This window comes from Helicobacter cetorum MIT 00-7128 (assembly GCF_000259255.1).
In the GTDB taxonomy this organism is placed as follows: Bacteria; Campylobacterota; Campylobacteria; order Campylobacterales; family Helicobacteraceae; genus Helicobacter; species Helicobacter cetorum_B.
On record NC_017737.1, the window covers coordinates 715,736 to 740,398 of the forward strand.

25 protein-coding genes, 2 tRNA genes and 3 pseudogenes are annotated in these 24,663 nt (G+C 34.8%); 15 read left to right on the top strand and 15 right to left on the bottom strand.

Annotated features, from left to right (window positions below; translation table 11 throughout):
• Positions 1–42: 42 nt before the first annotated feature.
• Genes ftsH through HCW_RS03430 form a run of 3 tightly spaced genes read right to left on the bottom strand, consistent with a single transcriptional unit; the run spans position 43 to position 3,323 of the window.
• Entirely contained in the window at positions 43–1,944 is a 1,902-nt protein-coding gene (gene ftsH / locus HCW_RS03420) for an ATP-dependent zinc metalloprotease FtsH (protein WP_014660828.1), read from the bottom strand.
• Complete coding sequence (prmA, locus tag HCW_RS03425) at positions 1,944–2,936, bottom strand: 50S ribosomal protein L11 methyltransferase (protein WP_014660829.1); 993 nt, start codon at positions 2,934–2,936, stop codon at positions 1,944–1,946. Before prmA ends, ftsH begins: the two co-directional genes overlap by 1 nt.
• A gap of 12 nt (positions 2,937–2,948) precedes the next feature.
• A complete protein-coding gene (locus HCW_RS03430; protein ID WP_014659753.1) occupies positions 2,949–3,323 on the bottom strand; it encodes a chemotaxis response regulator CheY in 375 nt (124 codons plus the stop codon).
• 266 nt (positions 3,324–3,589) lie between these two features.
• Between HCW_RS03430 and HCW_RS03435 the strand changes: the two genes are divergently transcribed.
• Positions 3,590–4,246, top strand: coding sequence for an outer membrane protein (locus HCW_RS03435; RefSeq protein WP_014660830.1), 657 nt, complete (start codon positions 3,590–3,592; stop codon positions 4,244–4,246).
• Between the two features lie 6 nt (positions 4,247–4,252).
• Here HCW_RS03435 and HCW_RS03440 read toward each other — a convergent pair.
• The 7 genes from HCW_RS03440 to tatB all read right to left on the bottom strand — a co-directional run bounded on the left by HCW_RS03440 (position 4,253) and on the right by tatB (position 7,873).
• Positions 4,253–4,340 (bottom strand) — tRNA-Ser (locus HCW_RS03440).
• Positions 4,341–4,389: 49 nt separating this feature from the next.
• Positions 4,390–4,803 carry a hypothetical protein gene (locus HCW_RS03445; protein ID WP_014660831.1) on the bottom strand — a complete coding sequence of 138 codons (414 nt, stop codon included), beginning with the start codon at positions 4,801–4,803 and terminating at the stop codon, positions 4,390–4,392.
• 90 nt (positions 4,804–4,893) lie between these two features.
• A complete protein-coding gene (locus HCW_RS03450; RefSeq protein WP_014660832.1) occupies positions 4,894–5,121 on the bottom strand; it encodes a PP0621 family protein in 228 nt (75 codons plus the stop codon).
• Complete coding sequence (gene rsmG / locus HCW_RS03455; RefSeq protein ID WP_014660833.1) at positions 5,115–5,651, bottom strand: 16S rRNA (guanine(527)-N(7))-methyltransferase RsmG; 537 nt, start codon at positions 5,649–5,651, stop codon at positions 5,115–5,117. The genes HCW_RS03450 and rsmG overlap by 7 nt, the downstream gene beginning before the upstream one ends.
• On the bottom strand, positions 5,648–6,685 hold the full coding sequence (gene queA / locus HCW_RS03460) for a tRNA preQ1(34) S-adenosylmethionine ribosyltransferase-isomerase QueA (protein WP_014660834.1): 1,038 nt from the start codon (positions 6,683–6,685) through the stop codon (positions 5,648–5,650). Before queA ends, rsmG begins: the two co-directional genes overlap by 4 nt.
• A 14-nt stretch (positions 6,686–6,699) precedes the next feature.
• A complete protein-coding gene (gene tatC / locus HCW_RS03465) occupies positions 6,700–7,425 on the bottom strand; it encodes a twin-arginine translocase subunit TatC (RefSeq protein ID WP_014660835.1) in 726 nt (241 codons plus the stop codon).
• Positions 7,418–7,873, bottom strand: coding sequence for a Sec-independent protein translocase protein TatB (tatB, locus tag HCW_RS03470; protein WP_014660836.1), 456 nt, complete (start codon positions 7,871–7,873; stop codon positions 7,418–7,420). Before tatB ends, tatC begins: the two co-directional genes overlap by 8 nt.
• 156 nt (positions 7,874–8,029) lie before the next feature.
• On the opposite strand from tatB, the gene HCW_RS09420 reads away from it, so the two are divergent.
• Positions 8,030–8,127: transfer RNA gene (locus tag HCW_RS09420), tRNA-Sec, on the top strand.
• Between the two features lie 65 nt (positions 8,128–8,192).
• Here the strand turns inward: HCW_RS09420 and HCW_RS03475 are convergent.
• Genes HCW_RS03475 through panB form a run of 5 tightly spaced genes read right to left on the bottom strand, consistent with a single transcriptional unit; the run spans position 8,193 to position 13,575 of the window.
• The gene (locus tag HCW_RS03475; RefSeq protein ID WP_014660837.1) at positions 8,193–9,821 is read right to left on the bottom strand and encodes an AlwI family type II restriction endonuclease; all 1,629 of its coding nucleotides are present in this window, start codon (positions 9,819–9,821) and stop codon (positions 8,193–8,195) included.
• Between the two features lie 6 nt (positions 9,822–9,827).
• Positions 9,828–10,727 (bottom strand): Dam family site-specific DNA-(adenine-N6)-methyltransferase, encoded by a 900-nt coding sequence (locus HCW_RS03480; RefSeq protein WP_014660838.1) that lies wholly within the window; start codon positions 10,725–10,727, stop codon positions 9,828–9,830.
• Positions 10,724–11,725 (bottom strand): DNA adenine methylase, encoded by a 1,002-nt coding sequence (locus HCW_RS03485; RefSeq protein WP_014660839.1) that lies wholly within the window; start codon positions 11,723–11,725, stop codon positions 10,724–10,726. Before HCW_RS03485 ends, HCW_RS03480 begins: the two co-directional genes overlap by 4 nt.
• 20 nt (positions 11,726–11,745) lie before the next feature.
• Positions 11,746–12,762, bottom strand: coding sequence for a Holliday junction branch migration DNA helicase RuvB (ruvB, locus tag HCW_RS03490; protein WP_014660840.1), 1,017 nt, complete (start codon positions 12,760–12,762; stop codon positions 11,746–11,748).
• The gene (gene panB / locus HCW_RS03495) at positions 12,763–13,575 is read right to left on the bottom strand and encodes a 3-methyl-2-oxobutanoate hydroxymethyltransferase (RefSeq protein WP_014660841.1); all 813 of its coding nucleotides are present in this window, start codon (positions 13,573–13,575) and stop codon (positions 12,763–12,765) included.
• A 192-nt stretch (positions 13,576–13,767) separates the two neighbouring features.
• On the opposite strand from panB, the gene HCW_RS03500 reads away from it, so the two are divergent.
• The 13 genes and pseudogenes from HCW_RS03500 to rimP all read left to right on the top strand — a co-directional run bounded on the left by HCW_RS03500 (position 13,768) and on the right by rimP (position 24,432).
• On the top strand, positions 13,768–14,490 hold the full coding sequence (locus tag HCW_RS03500) for a hypothetical protein (RefSeq protein ID WP_014660842.1): 723 nt from the start codon (positions 13,768–13,770) through the stop codon (positions 14,488–14,490).
• A 64-nt stretch (positions 14,491–14,554) separates the two neighbouring features.
• Positions 14,555–15,268, top strand: a pseudogene (locus HCW_RS03505) (outer membrane beta-barrel protein); the annotation flags it as partial.
• A 10-nt stretch (positions 15,269–15,278) separates the two neighbouring features.
• Positions 15,279–16,247 (top strand): outer membrane beta-barrel protein, encoded by a 969-nt coding sequence (locus tag HCW_RS03510; RefSeq protein WP_014660844.1) that lies wholly within the window; start codon positions 15,279–15,281, stop codon positions 16,245–16,247.
• Positions 16,248–16,264: 17 nt separating this feature from the next.
• A complete protein-coding gene (locus tag HCW_RS03515; RefSeq protein WP_014660845.1) occupies positions 16,265–17,617 on the top strand; it encodes a hypothetical protein in 1,353 nt (450 codons plus the stop codon).
• A pseudogene (gene minC, locus HCW_RS09985) lies at positions 17,617–17,824 on the top strand (septum site-determining protein MinC); the annotation flags it as partial. The gene HCW_RS03515 and the pseudogene minC, both read left to right, overlap by 1 nt.
• 68 nt (positions 17,825–17,892) lie before the next feature.
• Positions 17,893–18,204: pseudogene (locus HCW_RS09990) on the top strand (septum site-determining protein MinC); the annotation flags it as partial.
• Positions 18,201–19,088 carry a UDP-3-O-acyl-N-acetylglucosamine deacetylase gene (gene lpxC / locus HCW_RS03525; RefSeq protein WP_014660847.1) on the top strand — a complete coding sequence of 296 codons (888 nt, stop codon included), beginning with the start codon at positions 18,201–18,203 and terminating at the stop codon, positions 19,086–19,088. The pseudogene HCW_RS09990 and the gene lpxC, both read left to right, overlap by 4 nt.
• Before the next feature lie 16 nt (positions 19,089–19,104).
• Positions 19,105–19,602 carry a hypothetical protein gene (locus HCW_RS03530; RefSeq protein ID WP_014660848.1) on the top strand — a complete coding sequence of 166 codons (498 nt, stop codon included), beginning with the start codon at positions 19,105–19,107 and terminating at the stop codon, positions 19,600–19,602.
• A 51-nt stretch (positions 19,603–19,653) separates the two neighbouring features.
• A complete protein-coding gene (gene thrB / locus HCW_RS03535; protein ID WP_014660849.1) occupies positions 19,654–20,535 on the top strand; it encodes a homoserine kinase in 882 nt (293 codons plus the stop codon).
• Complete coding sequence (locus tag HCW_RS03540; RefSeq protein ID WP_014660850.1) at positions 20,522–20,776, top strand: DUF448 domain-containing protein; 255 nt, start codon at positions 20,522–20,524, stop codon at positions 20,774–20,776. Before thrB ends, HCW_RS03540 begins: the two co-directional genes overlap by 14 nt.
• Complete coding sequence (infB, locus tag HCW_RS03545; RefSeq protein WP_014660851.1) at positions 20,773–23,664, top strand: translation initiation factor IF-2; 2,892 nt, start codon at positions 20,773–20,775, stop codon at positions 23,662–23,664. The genes HCW_RS03540 and infB overlap by 4 nt, the downstream gene beginning before the upstream one ends.
• Positions 23,664–23,999, top strand: a complete 336-nt coding sequence (gene rbfA, locus HCW_RS03550; RefSeq protein ID WP_014660852.1) for a 30S ribosome-binding factor RbfA — start codon at positions 23,664–23,666, stop codon at positions 23,997–23,999. The genes infB and rbfA overlap by 1 nt, the downstream gene beginning before the upstream one ends.
• A complete protein-coding gene (gene rimP, locus HCW_RS03555; RefSeq protein WP_014660853.1) occupies positions 23,992–24,432 on the top strand; it encodes a ribosome maturation factor RimP in 441 nt (146 codons plus the stop codon). Before rbfA ends, rimP begins: the two co-directional genes overlap by 8 nt.
• Positions 24,433–24,663: the final 231 nt, after the last annotated feature.

Sequence of the window (24,663 nt, forward strand, 5' to 3'; positions counted from 1 at the left end):
TAAGTAGGCCAAGAATGAAAGAATAAGTGAAACCAAACATTCTTATCCTACATGTTCTTCTAGGGGAACTAAACGGCTTTCTAAATTATTTGCCACCTCATACTCACCAATAATCTCTCTAACTCTTTCGCCAGAGATTACTTCCTTATCAAACAGCTCTTTAACCATAATTTCAATAGCATCTTTATAGTCGCTCAAGGTTTGTTTGACATGGTTGTAGCGTTCATCTAAGAGGTTTTTGATAAAATTATCCATGCTCTCTGCGGTTTTTTCACTAAATTCCCTAGATGAGCCAAACCCTCCACCTAAAAAGGCATTGCGTTGTTTTTCTAACACCATAAGCCCGCTCACACTGCTCATGCCATAGTAACTTACCATGCCTTTAATAATATCAGTAGCCCTTTCTAAATCATTGCTTGCACCAGTAGAAATTTCTTCCAAAAAGACATCTTCGGCTGCTCTTCCGCCTAAAAGCACATCAATTTCAGCAATCAACTCATGCTTTTGCATTAAATATTTGTTTTCTTCAGGTGTGTTGAGTGTATAGCCTAGAGCTGCCATGCCTCTTGGAATGATAGAGACTTTATTCACTCTCGCACTTCCTTTAGTCATTTCAGAAATTACAGCATGACCGCTTTCATGGTAGGCGACAATTTTCTTTTCTTTAGGGCTAATTCTTCTACTTTTCTTTTCTAATCCTGCAATACCCCTTTCTACCGCCTCTTTTAAGTGTTGTTGTTTGACTTCTTTTTGATTGTTTCTTCCAGCTAATAATGCAGCCTCATTAACAATATTGGCTAAATCTGCTCCAGCTAGACCTGCAGTAAGCTTTGCAACTTCTTGTAAATCTACATCATTAGCAAGTTTCACACCCTTGATATGCACTTTTAAAATTTCCACTCTGCCATTGAAATCAGGCTTATCTACTAAAACCTGTCTGTCAAAGCGACCGGGTCTTAAAAGGGCTGGGTCTAAAATCTCAGGGCGGTTTGTGGCAGCTAAAACAATTACAGGGGCATTTTCGCTCCCAAAACCATCCATTTCGGCTAAGAGTTGGTTTAGGGTCTGCTCTCTTTCATCATTCCCACTTACCATGCCTCCTGCGGCTCTGCTCTTACCTATAGCATCAATTTCATCAATAAAAATGATGCTAGGAGCTTCCTTTTTAGCGATTTCAAATAAGTCTCTTACTCTGCTTGCACCTAAGCCTACAAACATTTCAATAAAACTACTACCGCCCATAGAAAAGAATGGCACATTTGCCTCACCGGCCACTGCTTTAGCTAAAAGGGTTTTGCCCGTTCCCGGAGGGCCTACTAAAAGCACACCTTTAGGAATTTTTGCTCCTAAACTTGCATAGCGCTCAGGATATTTTAAAAAATCTACAATTTCTACAACTTCTTCTTTAGCCTCTTCATTACCAGCCATATCGTTAAAGCGCACTTTTGGTTTTTCAGCATTGATGAGTTTTTTAGCCCCACCCATGCCAAAAATGCCTCCACCCATATTTTTTTGCATGCGATTTGCCATAAACATCCATAAGCCCAAAATCACAAGCACGGGCATAAGCCACCCTAGCATGTCTGTAAAGAAGTTAGACTCACTAAAGCCTGAATAATTGATTTTTTTCTCATCTAAAAGCGGGACGAGGGTTAAATCAGGCACTCGTTTAGCAATATAGATAATGCGTGAGTTGCCTTCTTTGTGGCTCGCTTTGATGAGCGTTTGACCTATGCTGACATTTTCTACTTCATTATTACTAATGAGTTGTTTAATCTCATGATAGCTTACATTTTTAGTGCTAGAAGATAAGAAATGTTCGCCAAATCCGCTTTCAGCGCTATTAAAAGAGCGCAAAAATAGTATTAGAAGTATGCCACAAAGGACAATCAACACGATAGGGTTTTGTAAAAATGGTTTTTTGGGTTCATTGGTTGGTTTCATTAAAATCCTTGATGATTTACTTGTTTTTTAAGAAGTTTTAGAGCAACCCATTCATTACGCTTTTTTTGTTCTAAGACTTCAAAATCTTGATAGATTTGTAGCACAGAATCTAAATGAGTTTCTAAAATCCCCGAAACAATAAGAATATTATCACAAAGGCGTAAAAATTCACTATGCAAAGTTTTAATCACATCAGCAACAATATTAGCCACTACGACATCAAAAAGCCCATTGATATGTTGGGTAGAGCCTTGAAACACTTCATCTTGAGCGTTTAATTCTAGGTGATTTAGGGCAAAATTTTGTAAAGTGGCTTGGATAGCAAGAGAATCAGTATCACAAGCTGTTAATGAGCTAGTGCCTTGTTTTTTCATAGCAATACTTAAAATCCCACTCCCACAACCCACATCTAAAACTTTTTTATTTTCTAAATCAATATTGGAGAGTAATTCCAAGCACATAGAAGTGCTTTCGTGATGCCCCGAGCCAAAGGCAAGTCCCGGATTGATTAAAAGGTCGCAATTAGTAGGAATATCGCTTGGCTTTTCGTGCCAACTTGGGCGGATATGAAACTTTGCGCATTGCACCGGCAAGACACTCTTTTGGTAGGCATCCAACCAATCTTGATTTTTGAGTTGCTGGGTAAAATAATAAAAATCAATATCTTTATCTAGGCGTTGCTTAAGGATTGAACAAAAATGCTCTAACTTTGGCAGTAAAGAAGTGCTAGGGTCTGATTCAAGACGCACCACTACAAAACTTTCTTTTAAAAGAGATTGAGTGTCTTTGATAGGAGTTTTTGAGGCATTTTTTGTAGAGAAATACTCCCAATTCTTACTCGCTAAAACATCAATTGTCTTTGTCTCGTTGAAAGCCCTTAAGTTTTCTAAATTTGTCTCTTCAAGGGCTAAATTGAGCGTTTGTGCGAGAAAGTCCATAAAGACCTCACGCTCTGTAAAAAAAACAAAAAAAGTTTCAAAATATATCATCATCTAATGACATGCTCAGTCGTTTGTTCCCAAAACAACTTCTAGCTTTTCTTTTAAAACTTGTGGGGTAAAAGGCTTAACAATATAGTTGTTTACTCCAGCTTTTAAGGCGGTAATTACTTCAGCTTTTCCACCTTCTGTGGTAATCATAATGATAGGAATTTCTTTAAATCTATCATCAGCACGCACTTTTTTAACTAGGTCTAAGCCATTCATTTCAGGCATATTCCAATCAGTAATTAGCACCTTAGTATCAGCGTTGGCATCTAATTTTTCCCAAGCCTCTACGCCATGTTCGGCCTCTAAAATATCTTCATAGCCTAAGCGTGAAAGAGTGTTTTTAATGATTCTTCTCATGGTTGAGCTGTCATCTACTACTAGTAGTTTCAAAGCGTTTCTCCTCTTTATTAGCGTTTTAATTAGGTTTGATTAAACCTATTCAAAGCGTATTGACGCTTAATTTAACAAATTGATTTGCCATAATAGCATGTTTTAATTAAAAGTTGTCTTGCTTGCTTTGGAGTATCTTAAGGTTAAAGGCTCTTTTATAGGAACAGAAAGACTTATCCTTATGTTTTAGTATAATAAGGTTTTGTGAAAAAATTTGCAAAAAGATTAGAGCATGTCTATTTAATGGTGTATAAGGGTTATTAGGAATGATTTGGTGCAATACTAGCAAGCAAGTTTTTAAAAAACAGACATGTTTTTTGCAAGTTGTGTGTTTTTTAGGGGTTATGCTGGGAGTATTGTGTCAATTTCTTGGGGCGAAAAATTTGAGTTATATGGCCTCATCTTATCAAGTTGGCATGGTTTTTGTGCGCTCTTTGAATGCTAACAAATTGTTGCAAGGAGCGGATATTCTTTTGGGGTATGAAGTCAACCCTAAGAATGATTGGGCGTATTCTAGGTATTATATTTTTGTGGATTATGGCAATGTGTTATTTGCTAATAATTCTACCTTGCAAGCCAATATGTTTACTTATGGAGTTGGTGGAGATTTTATGGTAGCATATAATAAAAATCCTATCAATCGTTGGGCATTTTTCTTTGGATTGCAATTAGCAGCTAATACTTGGATAATGAATCATAAGGTGCAAAATCTGATTGTTAATACTTGGGATTCAATCAAAGACTTTCATTTTACAAACACTTATTTTAGAGCGATTGGGCAGTTTGGGGTGCAGTTTCGCACGATTATTTTACACCATGATTTTGATATGGAATTGGGCATGAAAATCTTTTTAACACCCGAAAGTCGTAGTGCTTTTGAGCGGAGCTTTTTGTTCTTTGTTTCGCATTCGTGGCATTTTTAAAGGTCATGGCGGAGAGAGAGGGATTCGAACCCTCGAAGGCTTGCACCTTACACGCGTTCCAGGCGTGCTCCTTCAACCACTCGGACATCTCCCCATTTGCTAAACAAGGGGGTTATTATAACTAAGATTTGTTTAAAAAGGGCTTATTTAAAAAGAAGTAAATCTTTAGAAATGGCACCATCAATTTGGGCGTTAGCACAAATTTGCCATAACTTTGTATTGTCTAAATCCATAGAAAACAAAATTTTGCTATCCAATAAGTAATTAGTGGCGTGTTGCTGAGCGATAATAGCTTGTTCAATATCATTAAAGATATAGTAGTGTGGCTTAAAGGCGTTGAATAAAAAAAATGTATCCGTCTCTAGGGGTGCTTTGTGTGATAAAAAGATTACGCTAAAATTGACGCTATTTTCAAAGCAATATTTGGCTAATTCTAAATTTTTTTTGCAAGCCCCAAAATAAACAATGTCGTTATTGGTGGTAGAACGAATATTATCAATGTTTTTAATGAAAACAAAATTAGGAGAGGGGATTAAGGGGTGTCCTAAGATAAGCATGTTTATCCTTTAAAAGTAGTTTTTTAAGAATTACATCTAAGTTATAGACTTTTACTTAATTGATATATTTTTATAGGGTATAAAAATATATTACCCCTTATCATTCAAACAAGCCTCACTACAATAAGCTATAGCCCCGCTATAAATGGCATCCTTGCTAGAGACATAGGTTTGGCATTTAGAACAGACAATCATTTTTTCTTCTAACTCTCTAGTCTCTTGCTCTTTGTTGTTAAAAGTATTTTTAAAAACGGATTTTTTAAAAAACAAGCGCCATACAATCCATATAATAACAAGAAAGGCTAAAATTCTTAACATAAACTTTCCTTTGATTTGTAAAAATAAATGCGTTTTTCATAAATAAAGCATTCAGTGTCTTTGCAAGCAATCTCATTTTTTAATTGCTCACCCTTATAGAATAAAAAATGCCCCTTATTTTCAAGCAAATGCTGGCTTTTTTCTATCAAAAAAGAAGAGCTTGCAACCGCTCTAGATGTGATTAAATCCATTTGTATGGGGCTTTTATAATTTTCCAAACGCTTTTTAATAATTTCAATATTTTTTAATAATAAAACGCTTTTAAGATAGTTTAAAAAGGCTACTCTTTTAACTCTGGGTTCTAAAAGAATGAATTGTGTGTTAGGTCTTTCTAAGGCTAAAGGGATTGCTGGAAGACCCGCACCACTTCCTATATCTAAGCAAGTCTTAAAATCTTTGATAAATTCTAAAGGCTTTAGGGCGTCTAAAATTTGGGGTTCTAACTCGCTTAAATTTCTTGCCCCGCTTAAATTATGCGTTTTATTCCATTCTAAAAGAATGTTAGCGTAGTCTTGTAATAAAGGGTTCATAAAATCAGCATTCCATCGCCATAAGAATAAAAACGATATTGTTTTTCTATAGCTATAGAATAGATTTCTTTGGCCTTTTCTAAACCTATCAAGGCACTTACAAGCATTAAAAGGCTTGATTTTGGTAAATGAAAATTAGTGAGTAAGTAATTCACATGCTTAATAGGGTTAGCCAAATGCAAGAAAATATCGCATTCAAAAGTTTCTTGTTTGGGGTTTTCTAAGCGTTTGAAATATTCCACGCTTCTTAAAGCAGTCGTGCCGATACATAAAATTTCTTTTGATTCTTGTAGGATTTTTTGACTATTTTTGGAGATTTGTAAAATTTCTGTATGGATTTTATGCTCTCTAATATCCTTAGTTTCTACATTTACAAAAGTTCCAGCCCCCACATGCAAGGTTAAAAAAGTGTGCTTGAAATTTTTTTGCAAAGTTTCTAAGCAGTTTTTAGAAAAATGTAATGATGCCGTAGGGGCAGCAATCGCTCCAGAATGTTTAGCAAACACACTTTGATATTCATTCAAATCCAAACTTTCATCAGCTCTTTTAATATAGGGGGGTAGGGGCATATGCCCATATTGTTCTAAAAGTCTTAAGATACTAGCTTCTTTTAAGGGGTTATTGTTTTCATAAAAAGCGATTAAGCGTTGTCCATTATCTAGTAATTCTAAGACTTCAGCGTAAGTATTTGCATCAAAAAAGATTTTAGTGCCTACTTTGACTTTACCATTAATTTGAGTTAGAGCGATATTGTCTTTAATAAAGCGGTGGAAAAACACTTCGGTAGTTCTTGAATGAGAAAAAGCGTGTTTGGCTCCAAAAAGCCTAGCTTTAATCACTTTAGTGTCATTTAACACAACAAGAGCGTTTTTAGGGAAAAAGTCCAAGACATGCTCAAAAGTGGTGTGCGTAATTTTTTGCGAATGCCTTTCATATACGAGCAATTTAGCCTTTTCTTTGGGTAGAATAGGGTAGTTTGCAATCAACTCTTTAGGCAAGTTATAATCATAGCTTTCTAAATCAAACTCTCTCAATTATCACTCGCTTTTTATTCATTTTCTTTAATGTCATGTTCTTCATCTTTTGGAGCAGGATTGACAAACTTTGCAATTAAAATAGAAAGTCCATAAAGCCCAACTAGTGGTAATGCCATAAAGATTTGACTCACCACATCAGGGGGAGTGATAATAGCCGCTACAATGAAAATCACTACGATAGCGTATTTAAAATACGCCTTCAGGCTCGCATCAGTAATCAAGCCTACCTTAGCCAAGAAATACGCCAAAACGGGTAATTCAAACGCTACGCCAAAACCTAAAATCAAGCGGGTAAAAAAGCTCACATAACTAGATGCAGAAATATTGGCAGCAAACACATCGCTTCCAAAAGTAGCCAAGTATTCAATGATAAAAGGAAACACTACATAGTAAGAAAAACTAGCTCCGATTAAAAACATAGCACTCCCAAAAAATACAAAAGGCAGAATCACTTTTTTTTCATTTTTATAAAGTCCTGGGGCGATAAAGAGCCATAATTGCCAAAAAATAATGGGCATAGAAATGACTATTGCGGCTGAAAAACTTATTTTAATCGCTACCATCACCCCTTCAATGGGGGAAAGCTGAATGAGTGTGCCTTTATAAGAGTCTTTGATAAATTCAAAAATATTTTTCCAAAAATGAAAACACCCTAAAAACGCCACCAAAAGCGTTCCTACAGAAACCATCAAACGCTTTCTTAAATCCTGTAAATGCGGTTTTAAATCTTCAAACATGCTCTTTTTCTTTGTTGTGTTTTTCTGTATTATTATCAATAACTAATGCTGTGTCTTTAAAAGACTCATTGCTTGAAACTTCTTCATTCAGATTACTAAGAAGCTTGTCTTTTTTAAAGTTTTGTTCATAATCTTGCATTAAATCCTGAACGCTTTTAATCTCATTTTCCACACTTATTTTAGCGTCTTCTAATTCTTCAATCCTAACACCCTTAGAAACGCCTTCAAGATTGTTTTCAAAGAGTTTTTGGTATTCTAGGGTCTCTTTTTTTAGTTCTTCAATATTGATTTCTTTATCTAAAGTGTCCTTAGCGTCATTGAGCGTTTTTTTTACAGCACGAAAAAACTTCGCAATATCTACAATAGCTTGGGGGAATTTTTCTGGCCCTAAAAAAATAATCGCTACAATCACTACAACAAGGATTTCAAAAATGCCCATGCCAAACATGATTTGTATTTATACCTTATGAGAAATTTTTATCGTTATTGTAGTGTAATTTTCTTTTTAAACAAGGTTAAAAAGTAAAAGTTTGAATTTTGTTAGTCCTATAGTTCTAAAATTTTTATGCTAGAATGCCACTAATTATTTTTAAACTTGCTTTATGGAGAGTAAGCGTATCTGGTGTATGCCTTGGGCTTCAAACCCATAGAGTGCCTAGATGTCTAGGTGCTGAGAAGTTCGATTCTTCTACTCTCTCGCCATTTTTTGTTTCTTGTTTTAGCAATTTAAAACTAACAGAGTTGGCTTTTAGCTTGTATAAAACTTTTTATAAAATTAGCAATTTTTCATCATTAAGTTGTAGCAATTCTGTGCTATTTTCTACTTTTTCTATAAAATCATTAATGGCGTAACAAGGTATATTGATTTTGTTGTTCTTAAATTTAGCAAATCTTGCATACTCTTTGGCATCGTTGTGGATATTTGGAGCTACAAAGACACTAAATTTTTCTTTATTATTAGTGCTGTTTCTAATCAACTCTTTTAAATGCCTTTCAATGGGTATCATTTCTAAAGCACTTTGATTCCTATCTCTAATCAAACTCACTTCTATGTAACTCTCAGCTTTTGTATCCATAGCTATAATATCAGCCTTGTTTCCGCTTGCTGTAAATATGGGTAGTCCTTCATCATCGCTTTTATAGTTTGGTATAACGCTTAGATTTTTAAAACTTTGTGTTAAGAAAATGGCTGTTAAAAATTCCAAGCGTAAAGGTTTATCAATGAGTCTTAAGAAACTATCTTTTGACTCTTTTTGCTTGTTGCAAGTAATAAGCAATTCTTGTTTTACAAAATCCTTAGAGTAAGCATTAGCTAGTTCATGTAACTTGCTTGATTTAATATTTTCATCAATGCTAATTGTGGTGGCGCTAATAAGAAAGCTATCTACACTCGCCATGTAATTAAAAAAAGCGAGCTTATTAGCTTGACTATCATCTAAATAGTCATTTTTAAAAGCGTTATGAGTTTGTAAAATATAATTTATTTTGTTACTTTCATTGGTGTTAATATCAATAAACCTACCATTACCACGCAACGAGATAAGTCCTGTAATACGCATTTTTCTAATGTATTCATCAACAGCTTCGCTAGTGATTTGACTCATTTTGAATCGTATTTTATTATCGCTTTCTAAAAGCTCTAGGCATTTTTCATAGATAAATTCATCTGAATAGCTAAGTTGTATTTTGTTGATAGCAATAATTTCTTGTCTTAAATGAATCATATAATCATAAAGCTCATCAGCATTATTATTTCGCCAGCAAAGTAAAATAGGGATTTCTTTGATACATAGGGGAGTTAAATGCGTGCTTTTGAGTTTAACTAAAAGCGAGAGTAATAGCTTGAAAGGGTTGTTATGGTTTAAGTTCTTTTTATAGGGGTTTCCTACTTCATATTTAGATAGAGCGTTTAAAAATATAGCTCCAACTACGCTTTCATCAACGCTTTCTTTAAAGGCGTTGTTTTTTCTATCATAATAAGCACTAACAAGCCTTTTAGCACTATCACTGATTAAAATCTTTTCATTTTTGACATAGTAACAAAACCCAAACTCACACATAAGCTTATACCAAGTATCAAAACGGCTTTCCCATCCGTATTCAAAACCTTTTTCTTTATGCTCTTGGGGGGAATTTTTTATGATATGTTCTAGTTCTTCATTGCTCAAAACATATTCATTAGAGTCAAATTTTTCTTTCAATTTTTCATTGTAATCGATAGATGTAGGTCTATAAAGCCTATGAGATAAAACAGATTTGACAATTTGCATAATCGTTGAAGAATAAAGGATTTGATTCTCAAATTTTTCTAAAACAGCTAAAAATTGCCCTATCCGTTTAGGGTTTCGCATGGTGGTTGAAAAGCTTAAAATTTTTCGCATTATTTTTCTAGCCATATTTGATTACCTATAATTAGTTACAAAGATTTCCTTACTATCTTCTTTAATGGTATTGTCATTAAAACTGATATAATTACTTTTTATATTAAAAATATAATATTTTTTAGCCCACTCTTTTAAAATAGAGTTAGTCTCTCCCTTATGATAAATAAGATTAGTGAGACCAAATTTAACCCCCTTTTTATTTAAGCTATCTATCATGCTATATAGGACTATCTCGTTATCGCTATCCCATAGTTTGTTGTATTCACTATTTGAGATTAAATAAGGGGGGTCAAAATACACATAGTCATCTTTTGAATAAGTGATAGATTTAAGAAAATCAATATAATCAGTATTATAAAAAATAATGGTATTAAGCTTTGAAAAATCTAGGTAGTTTTTTAGGGCGTTATAAACATTTTCATTAAAATCCACATTACCCACAGGTAAGTTAAAAAGTCCTTTAGAATTAAACCTAATCATATGATTAAACCCATAAATTAAAAGCAAGTATAAATAGAGCATGTTATTTTGATTAGAGTTGAAATCAGCCCTTAGTTTTTCATAAGCTATTTTATTATATTTGGCGTAGTAAGTTTTTATATATTGTTTTTTTAATTCATTAGGGGCTGTAATGCCTTTAAGAGAAAATGATAAGCCATAATGAGTGATAATCTTAGATAGTTCATTAAAAAGGTCATGGATATTGAATTGACTTAGGGTTTTATGCAAGTTGATAATATGGGTATCTATATCATTAGCTAAAAATCTTTTAGCCTTAGTGTTTAAAAACACGCTACCCCCACCTACAAAGGGTTCAATAAATTGATTGATATTATTTGGAAATAATTTATTGAGTTGTGGCATGAGCTTGTATTTATCCCCTACATAGAAAAAGGGTGAGCGAATAGGCTTATTCAAGGTTTCACTTCCACGATAAATAAAAATTCTTTATGCTCTTTAAAATCAGTTTTTCCTGAATTAAAAAAACTATGGGCTTTTTCTTTGACACTTAATTTTCCTTTTTGACCTAAAATATCTATTATATTTTCAAAACTTATCTTATTTTGCGAAGAGCTAGATTTAGAATTGTAGGTATTATTATAAGTTAAAGCGATTGTTTTACAATCTAAGTTTTTGATTAAATCGCTCAATTCTTTTTTAGCATTAGAACGACAATACTCGCTCATATTCTCGCATTTTGGTTTTAAGGCTGTTCCATAAAGCTTGGGTTTTTTCCACTGCACTAAGTTTTCATAAAGATGGTAGAACCGACTATATTGTCTTGAATTATAAGGAGGGTCAAGAAAGACCAAATCCGTTTTTAAAGTCTTGGCTAATATATTAGCGTTTTGTCTTTTTATTATAATATTTTTGTCATGTTTGATAGGGGCGATAAGTTCAAAAACAAATCTATCTTGTAAAATCTCTTTTTTCCTATAAGCTTCATAATGCCCCACCGTGTTAGCGATTTTATCCATAGAATAAATGAGGCTTGTCAATAAAATATCTTTATTGAGTTTATCTAAATTCAAGCTTTCTATATGCTCTCTAATGCTACCGATTTTTATACAATCGTTGTGGCTAAAAAATTTATCGCTAAAATGTTGGCTAAAATAATTTTCTTTTAACTTCAAAGCCTTGTTATAATACTCTTTTAATTCTTGTAAGCTTTTAAAATCTGCGTCTTGCCCTTTAAAAAAAGCATGATAAATCATTTCATTAGAAAATAAAATATCATTTATAATAATATTTTTAATGTTAGAAATAGTAGCAAATTGACTAGCTATTACCCCACTTCCAGCAAAAATATCGCACACACTTTTGATATTATCTAATTTTAAATTTTTAAATACCCATTCTATGAGTTTGGTTTTTGAGCCGATATAACGGCGGTTGTTTAGATTGAAAGCTTTCATAGAAAATTCAAATTATCAAACTAAAACAGACTTGCTCTTGTAGGGTTAGTGGTGGGGATATCCAACAACTTATAAGTTTTAGGTGTAGCGATTCTTCCTCTAGCAGTGCGTTCTAAATAGCCATTAGCGAGTAAAAAAGGCTCAATCACATCTTCAATCGTGTTTTCATCTTCTCTCATTGATGCAGCAATCGTGTTTAAACCCACCGGCTTTCCTTGAGCGTTGGCTAACAAGGATAAATACATCAAATCCGCTTCATCAAAGCCTAATTCATTCACACCTAATTCATTTAAAGCATGCAAAGTAATGTTTAAATCCATTAAACTTGAATTTTTTACCAAAGCAAAATCACGCACCCTTTTTAAAAGCCTTAAAGCAATTCTAGGTGTGCCTCTACTTCTTTTAGCAATTTCATTAGCGCTTTCTTCTTCTATGTTTTGATTGAGTTTTAACGCCGCCTTCTTAATAATGAGAGCTAATTCACTAGGGCTATAAAATTGCATTCTAAAACTCATGCCAAATCTATCTCTTAAAGGATTAGAGAGCATTCCAGCACGAGTAGTAGCACCTATTAAAGTGAAAGGGGGTAAATCAATTTTAATGGTTTGAGCTGCTGGGCCTGAGCCTATGATAATATCTAGTCTAAAATCTTCCATAGCTGGGTATAAAATCTCTTCAATAGCAGGGCTAAGCCTGTGGATTTCATCAATAAAAAGAATGTCCTTAGCTTGTAAGTTAGTGAGAATGGCAGCTAAATCACCGCTTTTTTCTATCATAGGAGCGGCTGTGATTTTGATGTTGGTTTCCATTTCTTTGGCAATGATATGACTAATAGAAGTTTTACCCAAACCCGGTGGGCCAAAAAAGAGCATGTGGTCTAAACTTTCTTGGCGTTTTTTAGCGGCTTGGATAGAAATTTGTAAATTGCTCTTAATTTTTTCTTGACCGATATAATCTTCCCAAAGATTAGGGCGCAAACTCACTTCTTGAGAAGTTTCAAAATCTAAAGTTTCTAAATTGACTAAGCGTTCTTTCATTTAATTATAGCTTTCTAATTCATTAGGAAAAACGCCATTTTTGACATCATCAGCGTATTGTTTGATAGCACTTTGAACCAACTCTTTTCCATTAAGATACTCGCGCACAAATTTTGGTTTAAAGCTATCAAAAAAGCCTAGCATATCACTCCACACCAAAATCTGTCCGTCGCAATCTTTGCCACTCCCTATGCCGATAGTGGGGATTTTAACTTTTTGAGTGATTTCTTGTGCAATAGGGGTGGTTATACCTTCTAAAACAAGTAGCCCAACTCCAGCTTCTTCTAAACTCAGAGCATCATCTAAAAGTTTTTTCTTTTGTTCTTCGTTTCTACCTTTAATTTTATAGCCCCCATCAAGACGCACAAATTGGGGCATTAAGCCGATGTGTCCTACCACAATAATGCCTTCGTTTGTGAGCGTTTTAATCAAACTCGCTTTTTCTTTTCCCCCTTCTAATTTAATCGCGCTCGCTTGAGTTTCTTTATAAACTCTAATAGCGTTTTTTAGGGCTGTTTTTTCATCTTTATAGCTTCCAAAGGGCAAATCTGTGATGATAAAAGGAATCTTAGCGCCTGCACACACCGCTTTAGTGTGATAGAGCATCATATCCATACTCGCACTTAAAGTGTCATTTTGAGCCAAAAAACTCATATTCAAGCTATCACCGACTAAAATCACATCTACTAAGGAATCAAACATTTTAGCAAATAATGCATCATAAGCGGTGGTGGCGGTAATTTTTTCTTGATTCTTTTTAGCTTGAAGGGTGTTTAGAGTGATTTTTTTTGTGGGGGCAGTTTGCAAACTCATAATATTTGTAACTTCCTTATATTTTAAGTTTTATCGTTTTTGTTACGATAGCGTGTTTATCATTGTAGCATGACTTTGAGCTTGGGGGGACACTTTACTATTTTTCAAGGAGCATCTTTTAAGAGTTCAAAAGTTTTTCTAGTATAATTCAAGGTAATTTTTGAAAAAATAGACAAGGAGAATAAGTCTAATTTGGGTTTAGAAAGACAAAAATTTTTAGCGCTTTTATTAGGGGTATGCACACATTTGGGTGCTATTGACTACGATACCTTAGACCCTAAATATTACAAATATATCAAGTATTACAAGGCTTATGAAGACAAAGAAGTTGAAGAATTAATTAGGGATTTAAAGCGAGCCAATGCTAAAAGTGGGTTAATCTTGGGGGTGAATACCGGTTTTTTTTATAACCATGAAATCATGCTTAAAACCAATAGCTCTAGTATTACGGGCAATATTTTAAATTACTTGTTTGCCTATGGTTTGCGCTTTGGCTATCAAACTTTTAAACCATCACTTTTTGCACGCTTGGTTAAGCCAAATATTATCGGTAGGCGTGTGTATATTCAATACTATGGGGGTGCACCCAAAAAGGCTGAATTTGGAAATGTGGGATTCCAATCTGTGATGATTAATGGGGATTTTTTATTGGATTTTCCTTTACCCTTTGTGGGGAAGTATCTTTATATGGGGGGCTATATGGGCTTGGGGCTAGGTGTGATAGCACAAGGGACAAATCATAATGCTGAATGGGGCATGTCATTTAATACAGGTTTAGCTATTACAGTGCTAGAAAAAAATCGCATTGAATTTGAATTTAAAGTTTTGAATAACTTTCCTTTTTTGCACGCTAATCCTTCAAGTCAAACTTGGTGGGGTGCTTTAGCTAGTGTGGGGTATCAATATGTATTCTAAGGTGTTAAGATTCTTGTTGATATGGGGAGTTTTTAGCGCTATAGCTCAAGCTACAGATGAAAAAGAGCCCTTAGAAATTAAACCCACACCTGAAAGCGAGAATCAAACCCAAGAAGAGCAATACAAACAAGCTCTACTTCTTAAAGAGATTCAGCAAAAGAAACGCCGATTATATATGCTAAGGGGCGAACTTTACAAACAAGAACAAGCCCTTCTTAGTCAAAATATGGCACAAAGAAAGAGTGGGTTTTTTGTAGGGGTTTTACTAGGTGAAATTGGCATTAAAGCATATCCTTATTACAATACGCAAGAATTAGGAAGAATTCAAGCTTATCCTTTGTTGTATGGAGTTAGAGGAGGGTATCAAAAATATTTTTCTAATGGAATTAGCGGATTGCGTTTTTATGGGGAATATCTAGGGGGAGGGTTAAAAGGGTTTAAAAATAATGCTCTAGCGTCTTATCAAATTGCAAGCATGAACTTAGACTTAATTATGGATAAGCCTATTGATAGAGAAAAAAAATTTGCTTTAGGGATATTTGGAGGTATTGGGGTAGGTTGGAATGGCATGTATCAAAAATTGCAAGATGTGAAAGGCTATTCGCAACCAAATGATTTTAATTTAGTGTTAAATCTTGGAGTAACTATGACGCTTAATCTCAAACACCGCTTTGAATTGGCGCTTAAGATGCCTCCCTTAAAAGATGCAAATTCAAAGTTCTTATATTATTTTAAAAGCACGAATATTTATTACATTAGTTATAATTATTTGCTATAGAGGCTAATAAATGGGTTTAATCAAGCAAAAGTTATTATTGGGTATATCACTAGCAGTAGGGCTTGAGGCCTCTAATGTGCAAATGCTAGAAGAAGAAAGCAGGCAATTAGATGAAAAAATTCAAAATTTAGAACAACAAATTTTAAAAAAAAGCGTTTCTAAAAAGCCTTTGGAAAAAGATGGTTTTGAAGAAGAATACATGCAACGAGCGCACCCAAAAATTTCTTTAAAGAAAAGAAACAAATTGCTTAAGGCTTACTCTATAGCTGAAAAAAAGAGTGGGGTATTTTTAGGGGGTGGGTATGCTTATGGTGTGTTTAATTTGTCCTATCAAGGAGACATGCTAGATAAATATGGTGCGAATGCCTCTAGTGCGTTTCTAAACAATGTAGCCTTAAAAGCACCTGTATCTATGATTAGCGCTAGATTTGGTTATCAAAAATATTTTGTGCCTTATTTTGGGACACGCTTTTATGGGGATTTATTGCTTGGGGGTGGGACATTAAAAGAGATTATGCTTAAGCAATCTGTAGGCTCGTTTTTTTACGCTTTGGGGGCTGTAAATACAGATTTATTATTTGATATGCCTCTTGATTTTAAAACCAAGAAACATTTTTTAGGAATTTATGCGGGTTTTGGTATAGGGCTTATGCTTTATCAAGATAAGCCAAATCAAAATGCAAGAGAATTGATTGTAAAGGATTTTAAAAGTTCTAATTTATTATGGAAATCTCTTATTGAAGTAGATTATACTTTTAATGTGGGACTTAGTTTAACCCTTTTTAGAAAACATCGCTTAGAGATTGGCACTAAATTACCTATTAGCTATTTAAGAATGGGAGTAGAAGAGGGGGCAAGTTATCAAGGTGTGATAGAAGTAGATTCAAACAAGCAAGAGGATAAGCGCTTGTTAATTTCAGCTAATAATAAATTCAAGCGTTCTAGCTTTTTATTGGTCAATTATGCGTATATTTTTTAGGGTGTAAGGTTTTTGTAATGGGTTTTAGAATTTTGGCATTGAGTGTATTTGTTTTTGTGGGTTATTTAACTTACAATATGATTATTACTAAAGATGGAGCCTTGAGTTTTGCTCTAAATGATAAAGAAAATATTACAAAAGCAACATTTTTTTGGGATTTACAACACCCCATTAAAGTGCGTATTGATGCACCAAAAGGTATTAAGCGCTACCAACTCAAAGCTACAACAAAAGATAATTTAGTGATTTATGAAAAAGAGGTGCTTGTATTAGACAAGCCTAAGTCCTTAGAAGTCTTATTGCCAAAACCAGAGATTCAAGGGCTAGAAGGGCGTCATATCACTTATGAATTTAAGGCTTATGATTGGAGTTATGCGCATTTCTTTGATGGTAATTTAGCAAAGTTTCAATGTGATGTGCGTATTGATACTACAAAGCCTTTGCTTAAGGTTTTAGCGCATTCCCCAAGTATTGCTTACGGAGGTAGTGCGCTCGTGGTTTTTGAGGCTATTGATGAAAATTTATCTAAAGCTTTTGTGCGCATTAAAGAAAAAGAATTTGAGGCTTTTAGACTCAAAGAGTATCAAGGACGCAATATTTTTATATCTTTAGTGCCATGGACACATGGAATTAAGGATTTTAAGGCTTTTATTGTGGCTCAGGATAAAGCTTATAATATTGCTAGTAAGCCTCTTTTGTTCAAAAGGAAAACACATCGTATTAAGGATGCTAATTATAGTATTCAGGCTATAGAAGAGGGTCTTTCTCGCATGGAATTATCATTGAATTTTAAGCAAGATTTTAAAAAGAATTTTGAACAAACTTTACTAAAAGCACTCAATCAAACTCGTCAGCAAAATTTAGATACTTTCAAGCAAGAGGCTATGCAACAAGGATTTTTCTATAAGGACTTTTTAAATTTTAAAGCTCTTGCGCCTATGGGAGATGATACTAAAATTGTGGGGCATTTTTTGGAAAATCGTCGTTTTTTAAAAGGCACGCAAGTATTAGCTCAAATTTTGCATCTTGGTGTAGATTTGAGAGCAAAAAAGGGCAAGCCTTTGGTGTTTCAAAATTCGGTTCAAAAAATTTGGCGCAAAAATTTAGAATTTTTTGGGGATAGCGCGTTGTATTGTTATGGGCTAGGGCTTTGTGCGTTTTTCTCTCATTTAAAACCCTCTTTAAAAACACCTCAAGAATTTGTAGGTAGTAGTGGGTTTGAAGTAGGGGGTCATTTGCATATGGGAGTGTTGGTTCAAGGGGTGTTGGTGCGTCCTAATGAATGGCTTAGTCAAACTTGGATTGATGATAACATTATTGCCCCACTTATCCTTGCTAAGTCTATTCTCTCAAACAATAAGGAAAATTAATGTTAAAAATCAATCAAAAAAATGTGCATGTGTTTGAAATTGAAAGCCAATCATCTCAAAAAATTATAGAATTTTTAGAAAAGAATCAAGAGTTATTGCATTCTTTTTTAATTATTTTTAAACAAGAAATAGAACCTTTAGTAAAAGCAAAGCTTAAAGAGTATGATTTATTATTTTTAGAGACTACACGCTCTTTAAGAGGGCGCAATGTGCTTTCTCAAAAAACCGAACAAAATTGCATAGAAAACAAGAATTCCTTATCCCAATCATCTCATAAAACCATTGTTTATAAACGCAATATTAGAAGTGGCGAGGAAATCAATAGTGCTGAAAACTTAGTTTTTTTGGGCAATGTGAATAATGGGGCTAAAATTATCTCAGAAGGTTGCATTTCTATCTATGGGACTTGTGAGGGGGCAATTATTTGTTTTGGGGAATGCTTAGTGCTTAGAGAGGTTCATACATCTCAGATTGTTTTTCAAGGTGCAATTTTACTAGAAAAAGATATAGAACGCCTTCAAGGAAGCAAAAAACTTAAAGTGATTACAAAAAATGGCGATTTACTAGACATAAAGGAATTAACATGAGACAAATAACTATTGAAAAATCCGTTGAATTAGTAGGAATTGGCTTACACAAGGGTGTTCCTGTAAAGCTCGTTTTAGAACCGCTTAGTCAAAATCAAGGCATTGTGTTTTATCGCAAGGATTTAGGGGTTAAAATCCCTTTAAAGCCTGAAAACATCATTGATACTAAAATGGCAACCGTTTTAGGCAAAGATGAGGCTAGGATTTCAACTATTGAGCATTTGCTTTCAGCAGTTCATGCCTATGGTATTGATAATTTGGAAATTTCTGTAGATAATGAAGAAATTCCTATCATGGATGGGAGCGCTTTGACTTATTGCATGCTTTTAGATGAGGCAGGATTGCAAGAATTAGATGCACCTAAGAAAGTGATGAAAATTAAGCGTGCAGTTGAGGTTAAAGAGGGCGATAAATTTGCTAAGGTAGAGCCAGATGAGCAATTTTCTTTAGATTTTACTATTAATTTTGAACACCCCATTATTGCTGAGCAAGCGTATCATTTTAATTTTAGCAAACAGGCCTATAAAGATGAAATCGCAAAAGCTCGCACTTTTGGATTTTTACAAGAAGTGAATTATTTACGCTCTATTGGTTTAGCTAAGGGTGGGAGTTTGAATAATTGCATTGTGCTAGATGAGAATAGCATTTTGAATAAAGAGGGCTTAAGGTGCGAAAAGGAATTCGTGCGCCATAAAATTTTAGATGCTATAGGAGATTTAACAGCGTTGGGAATGCCTATGATAGGGAAATACACTTCCTTTTCAGGGAGTCATAAACTTAACTCAATGTTGGTTAAAGCCATACTAGCTGATGCAAAAAATTATGAAGTGTTAGAAAACACAGAACTAGCCAAAGAAGTAGTCTTGCAAAAAGCTTTTGCTTAAAATTAAGGTCTAATTTTTGAATGTAGATTTGGTGCTAGTATCTTTAGGGCAAGAGGTGCTACTTGGAGTATATCAAGAAAATTGTTTGCGCACTTCTTATATTTCAAAATTAAAAACAAGCGAGGGGTTAGTAGAGGTATTTTCTCAAGCGTTTGAGGATTTTTCAAACTCTCAAAAATATCCGCAAACTCCAATTATTGATGGGATATATTATGCTAAGGGACCAGGGAGTTTTACTAGCTTAAAACTCACGCATATTTTTTTACATACCTTAGCTTTAATTCATGGCTTTGAATTGTATTCAACGACAGGCTTTTATTTTAATGATAACACGCCTATTTTGGCATATGCTAATAAGTATTTTGAGCCCCATTCCAATAAAGAGGATTTTAAAGGCTTAACTAGCGTAGCCAGTTTAAAAGAGATGCCAAAAGATTTTACTTTACCTAGCAAGCTAGAAAAAGAAAATTTTTCTCAATTCAATGCACCATTTTACATTTTACCCCCCATTTAGTGTATAATACCAACTAAAAGTAAAACAGCCATAGCATAGGGGTTTTGAATTTTGGTGGTAAGTGTCCCTGCAACAAGTGCAAATTTAGGCCCCGGATTTGATTGTTTGGGTTTGAGCTTGAATTTGCGTAATCGTTTTTTTATTGAATCTAACGCTTTTCATGCGGTGAAACTCATTGGCGAGGGCGAGGGTATTGCGAAGTTTTTAACGGACAATATCTTCACTAAAGTGTTTTATAAAACCTTAAAAGCACACGGCATGGAAAGTTCTTTTAAATTCTTATTGCACAATAAGATTCCTATTACACGAGGTATGGGGTCAAGCTCAGCCATGATTGTTGGGGCTATTACAGCGGCTTTTTCGTTGCTTGGGCGCACGCTAGATAAAGAGAGTATTTTAAATACAGCCTTAGTCTATGAGCCTCACCCTGATAATATTACGCCTGCAGTTTATGGGGGCTTTAATGTGGCTTTGGTAGAAAAACACAAAGTTTCTAGCCTTAAAGTCAAATTGCCTTCTTATTTAAAGGCGGTTATGGTGATTCCAAATAGAGCTACTTCTACTAAGCAGTCTCGCCAAGTTTTACCCAAGCGCTATAGCGCACAAGAAAGTGTTTTTAACCTTTCGCATGCAAGCTTGATGACTATGGCAATTACGCAAGGCAAATGGGAAATGCTACGCTTATGCTCTAAGGATAGAATGCACCAAAATAGGCGCATGCAAGCTTATCCGGTCTTATTTGTGATTCAAAAGCTTGCTTTAGAAAACAATGCTTTAATGAGCACACTCTCAGGAAGTGGCTCATCGTTTTTTAACATGTGTTATGAAGAAGATGCCCCAAAGTTAAAGCAAGTTTTAAGCAAGAAATTCCCTAAATTTAGGGTAGCGGTTTTAGACTTTGATAATGAGGGAGTTGTCATTGAGAAAGAATGAGATTAAAATACGCATGTGTGTGGCATGCAGAATCCGTCAATCTCAAGATGATTTGTTGCGTTTGAAAAGTTTTGAGGGGGCTTTGATAGATTTTGATGGTAAAGGGCGTAGTTTTTATGTGTGTAAGGATTGTTTAAAAGGCGGAGAAAAAAAGTTGCTTAAGGCAATTTTAAGGGTAAAGAATGCCCCTAAAAACCCTGAAAAAATTATTACTTGGATTAAGGAGAAAAGCATAGTATGAGTGGTATGGTTGATTTAAAAGAATTTGTAACAGAGCTTGGCAAAACACAAAAAGAGCTTAAAAATGTAATAGAGCAAGCCAAAGATATTGGTTTGGAGTTGAAAACAAATTCCAAAATTACCCTAGAGCAAGCAGATAAATTGTATAAATATATTGTTGATGGGATTAAAGAGCAAGTGCAATCTAATAAGCCTGCATCTACTAAGGTCTCTCAAAAAGAAACAATGCATGAGACACAAGAAAGTATAGGAAGTTCAGAGAACACACAAAAGACATCAAAGAGTGCCAAAACTAAAGACAATCAAGGGTCTAAAAAATCTCTTGCAGAATCCAAGCTTGAAAAAAGTCAAAACAGCCAAACTAACAAGCAAGAACCCCCTAAAGAGCACATTGAGAAAAAGACTAAAACGCCCACTCAAGCTATCCCTAAAAAAAGACAAATAGAAATTATTAGCACCCATGACAATGAGCCTAGTATAGTAGAAAAAGCACCCAAAAAAGAGATGACTCCAAAGGTTACTGAGGCTGAGCGTCAAAAGGCTGAGCAAAAACTCCAAGAAATTAAAAAAGCTAGAGAGGCTTTAAATAAACTTGCTCAAAGTCCCAATACTAGAAGAGAGGCTATAGAAAACAGCACACAAAAGAGCGAGCAAGAGCGCCTAGAGACCAAGCGCCATGAAACGCAAAAAAGACGCATGGGTATTAGGATTGTTAGGCGTAATGATGAGCCAGAAGTTTCTGTTGCAGAAAATAAAAAGCCCACTCAAAGTGCGGCAGCTATTTTTGAAGATTTCAAAAAAGAATGGCAAGAAAAAGACAAACAAGAAGTTAAAAAACCCAAGAAAGCCACTAAGACTAAACAAGCCCAAGCATCAAAAAATAAATCTCATAAAATTGATTTTAGCGATGCGAGAGATTTTAAGGGCAATGATATTTATGATGAAGAGAGCGATGAAATTTTATTGTTTGATTTGCATGAACAAGATAACTTAAATAGGGAAGAGGAAGAAAAGGAAGTCCGCCAAAATATCAATGATAGGGTGCGAGTCCAAAGAAAGAACCCTTGGATGAGCGAGGGCGGAATCAAGCGTCATTCTAAGAAAAAGCGGGTGTTTCGTAACGACAACAGCCAAAAAATAGTCCAAAGCACCATTAGCATTCCTGAAGAAGTGCGTGTCTATGAATTTGCTGAAAAGGCGAATTTGAATTTAGCTGATGTGATTAAAACGCTCTTTAATTTAGGGCTTATGGTTACTAAAAACGACTTTTTGGATAAGGATAGTATAGAAATTTTAGCCGAAGAATTTCATTTAGAAATTTCCATTCAAAACACCTTAGAAGAATTTGAAGTAGAAGAAGTGCTAGAAGGAGTCAAAAAAGAGCGTCCACCTGTAGTTACGATTATGGGGCATGTAGACCATGGTAAAACTTCATTACTAGATAAAATCCGTGATAAGAGAGTAGCTCACACGGAAGCTGGGGGGATTACTCAGCATATCGGAGCTTATATGGTAGAAAAGAATGGCAAGTGGGTGTCTTTCATTGATACACCAGGTCATGAAGCCTTTAGCCAAATGCGAAATCGTGGGGCTCAAGTTACTGATATTGCAGTAATTGTGATTGCGGCTGATGATGGCGTGAAACAACAAACTATTGAAGCCCTAGAACATGCAAAGGCTGCAAATGTGCCTGTGATTTTTGCGATGAATAAAATGGATAAGGAAAATATCAACCCTGATAAACTCAAAGCGGAGTGTGCCGAACTTGGCTATAACCCTGTGGATTGGGGCGGAGAGTATGAATTTATTTCTGTTTCAGCAAAAACAGGCGATGGTATTGATAACTTATTAGAAACGATTCTTATTCAAGCAGATATTATGGAATTACAAGCCATAGAAGAAGCAAGTGCGAGAGCGATTGTTTTAGAAGGAAGTGTAGAAAAGGGTCGTGGGGCGGTAGCTACGGTGATTGTTCAAAATGGGACTTTAAATGTAGGGGATAGTTTTTATGCAGAAACTGCATTTGGTAAAGTAAGAACGATGACTGATGACCAAGGCAAGAGTATTCAAAGTTTAAAACCTTCTATGGTGGCTCTCATTACAGGCTTGAGTGAAGTTCCTCCAGCTGGTTCAGTCTTAATAGGGGTAGAAAATGACTCTATCGCACGCTTACAAGCCCAAAAGAGAGCGACTTATTTACGCCAAAAAGCTTTGAGTAAAAGCACTAAAGTGTCTTTTGATGAGCTTTCAGAAATGGTGGCTAATAAGGAATTAAAAAATATTCCTGTAATCATTAAGGCTGATACGCAAGGAAGCCTAGAAGCGATTAAAAACAGCTTGTTAGAACTCAATAACGAAGAAGTGGCCATTCAAGTGATTCACTCAGGTGTAGGGGGCATTACAGAAAATGATTTGAGTCTTGTAGCAAGCAGTGAACATGCGGTGATTCTAGGCTTTAATATCCGCCCAACCGGTAATGTGAAAAACAAAGCCAAAGAATGGAATGTGAGTATTAAGACTTACACGGTGATTTATGCCTTGATTGAAGAAATGCGTTCGCTGTTGCTAGGCTTGATGAGTCCTATTATTGAAGAAGAGCATACCGGACAGGCTGAAGTGAGAGAGACCTTTAATATCCCAAAAGTTGGCACCATAGCAGGGTGCATGGTGAGTGATGGCGTGATTACTCGTGGCATTAAGGTGCGTTTGATTAGAGATGGTGTGGTGGTTCATACCGGCGAAATTCTCTCTTTAAAACGCTTTAAAGACGATGTTAAGGAAGTTTCTAAGGGCTATGAGTGTGGGATTATGCTAGAAAATTATAATGAGATTAAAGTGGGCGATGTGTTTGAAACCTACAAAGAAATCCACAAGAAAAGAACCCTTTAATGAATGTCCATAAAGAACGCTTAGAATCTAATCTTTTAGAATTATTGCAAGAAGCCCTATCAAGCTTGAATGATAGCGAGCTAAACTCTTTGAGTGTTACTAAAGTAGAATGCTCTAGGGGTAAGCACCATGCCCATGTGTTTGTGCTTTCACAAGATTGTAAAATCCTTTCAAAATTAAAAAAGGCTGAAAGCTTAATTAGGCAGTTCGTTTTGCAAGCAAGTGGGTGGTTTAAATGCCCAAAGCTTAGTTTTGCCCTAGATAATAGCCTAGAAGAGCAACTCCGCCTAGACGCACTATTTAATCAAATCGCTAAAGGGAAAAATGATGACTAAAATGGTAGAAGAAAAAATAGGGGGTGTCATTGAAAGCTTGGGCTACTTGCTCTATGATGTGAGCTTGGTTAAAGAAAATGAGCAAAATATTTTGAGAGTGAGCCTTAAAAATCCTAATGGGGCGATTAGCTTAGATATATGCCAAGAAGTGAGTGAAATTATTTCGCCCTTATTAGATGTGTGTGATTTTCTTAAAGACGCTTATATTTTAGAAGTGAGTTCTATGGGTTTAGAAAGAGTGCTTAAAACCCCCAAACACTTCAAACTCTCTTTAGGCGAAAAAGTAGAGGTAAAACTCATCAATAAAGAGAGTTTTCAAGCCATAATTAAAAACGCTAATGAAACAAGCATAGATTTTGAACTAGATGACAACACCATAAAAAGCGTAAACTACAAAGATTTAAAAAAGGTTAAAACGCTGTTTGAGTGGTAAGATTAGATTTGTTTTTTGGATTTCAAATGGTTTTATTAGAATATTAGAAAATTTATTACGCTGACAAGGAGGGGCTTTTTGAAAGTGGTTTTTAAGCCTAAACACTAAAGATATTTGGGATTTCTATCTAAATTGTTTTTAAAATTCTCAAACTAAGTTTTTTAAAATTTTTGAAATTATTATTCAAAAAATCTTTGAAACCAAAATGCAAAAAAATTTCTCAAGTTAGAA

What these genes read in the sequence shown, in the direction of transcription:
- ftsH (WP_014660828.1), bottom strand. Translation starts at nt 1,944, where the DNA reads ATGAAACCAACCAATGAACCCAAAAAACCATTTTTACAAAACCCTATC.
- prmA (WP_014660829.1), bottom strand. Translation starts at nt 2,936, where the DNA reads ATGATGATATATTTTGAAACTTTTTTTGTTTTTTTTACAGAGCGTGAG.
- HCW_RS03435 (WP_014660830.1), top strand. Translation starts at nt 3,590, where the DNA reads ATGATTTGGTGCAATACTAGCAAGCAAGTTTTTAAAAAACAGACATGT.
- HCW_RS03445 (WP_014660831.1), bottom strand. Translation starts at nt 4,803, where the DNA reads ATGCTTATCTTAGGACACCCCTTAATCCCCTCTCCTAATTTTGTTTTC.
- HCW_RS03450 (WP_014660832.1), bottom strand. Translation starts at nt 5,121, where the DNA reads ATGTTAAGAATTTTAGCCTTTCTTGTTATTATATGGATTGTATGGCGC.
- rsmG (WP_014660833.1), bottom strand. Translation starts at nt 5,651, where the DNA reads ATGAACCCTTTATTACAAGACTACGCTAACATTCTTTTAGAATGGAAT.
- tatC (WP_014660835.1), bottom strand. Translation starts at nt 7,425, where the DNA reads ATGTTTGAAGATTTAAAACCGCATTTACAGGATTTAAGAAAGCGTTTG.
- tatB (WP_014660836.1), bottom strand. Translation starts at nt 7,873, where the DNA reads ATGTTTGGCATGGGCATTTTTGAAATCCTTGTTGTAGTGATTGTAGCG.
- HCW_RS03475 (WP_014660837.1), bottom strand. Translation starts at nt 9,821, where the DNA reads ATGGCTAGAAAAATAATGCGAAAAATTTTAAGCTTTTCAACCACCATG.
- HCW_RS03485 (WP_014660839.1), bottom strand. Translation starts at nt 11,725, where the DNA reads ATGAAAGCTTTCAATCTAAACAACCGCCGTTATATCGGCTCAAAAACC.
- ruvB (WP_014660840.1), bottom strand. Translation starts at nt 12,762, where the DNA reads ATGAAAGAACGCTTAGTCAATTTAGAAACTTTAGATTTTGAAACTTCT.
- panB (WP_014660841.1), bottom strand. Translation starts at nt 13,575, where the DNA reads ATGAGTTTGCAAACTGCCCCCACAAAAAAAATCACTCTAAACACCCTT.
- HCW_RS03510 (WP_014660844.1), top strand. Translation starts at nt 15,279, where the DNA reads ATGGGTTTAATCAAGCAAAAGTTATTATTGGGTATATCACTAGCAGTA.
- HCW_RS03515 (WP_014660845.1), top strand. Translation starts at nt 16,265, where the DNA reads ATGGGTTTTAGAATTTTGGCATTGAGTGTATTTGTTTTTGTGGGTTAT.
- lpxC (WP_014660847.1), top strand. Translation starts at nt 18,201, where the DNA reads ATGAGACAAATAACTATTGAAAAATCCGTTGAATTAGTAGGAATTGGC.
- infB (WP_014660851.1), top strand. Translation starts at nt 20,773, where the DNA reads ATGAGTGGTATGGTTGATTTAAAAGAATTTGTAACAGAGCTTGGCAAA.
- rbfA (WP_014660852.1), top strand. Translation starts at nt 23,664, where the DNA reads ATGAATGTCCATAAAGAACGCTTAGAATCTAATCTTTTAGAATTATTG.
- rimP (WP_014660853.1), top strand. Translation starts at nt 23,992, where the DNA reads ATGACTAAAATGGTAGAAGAAAAAATAGGGGGTGTCATTGAAAGCTTG.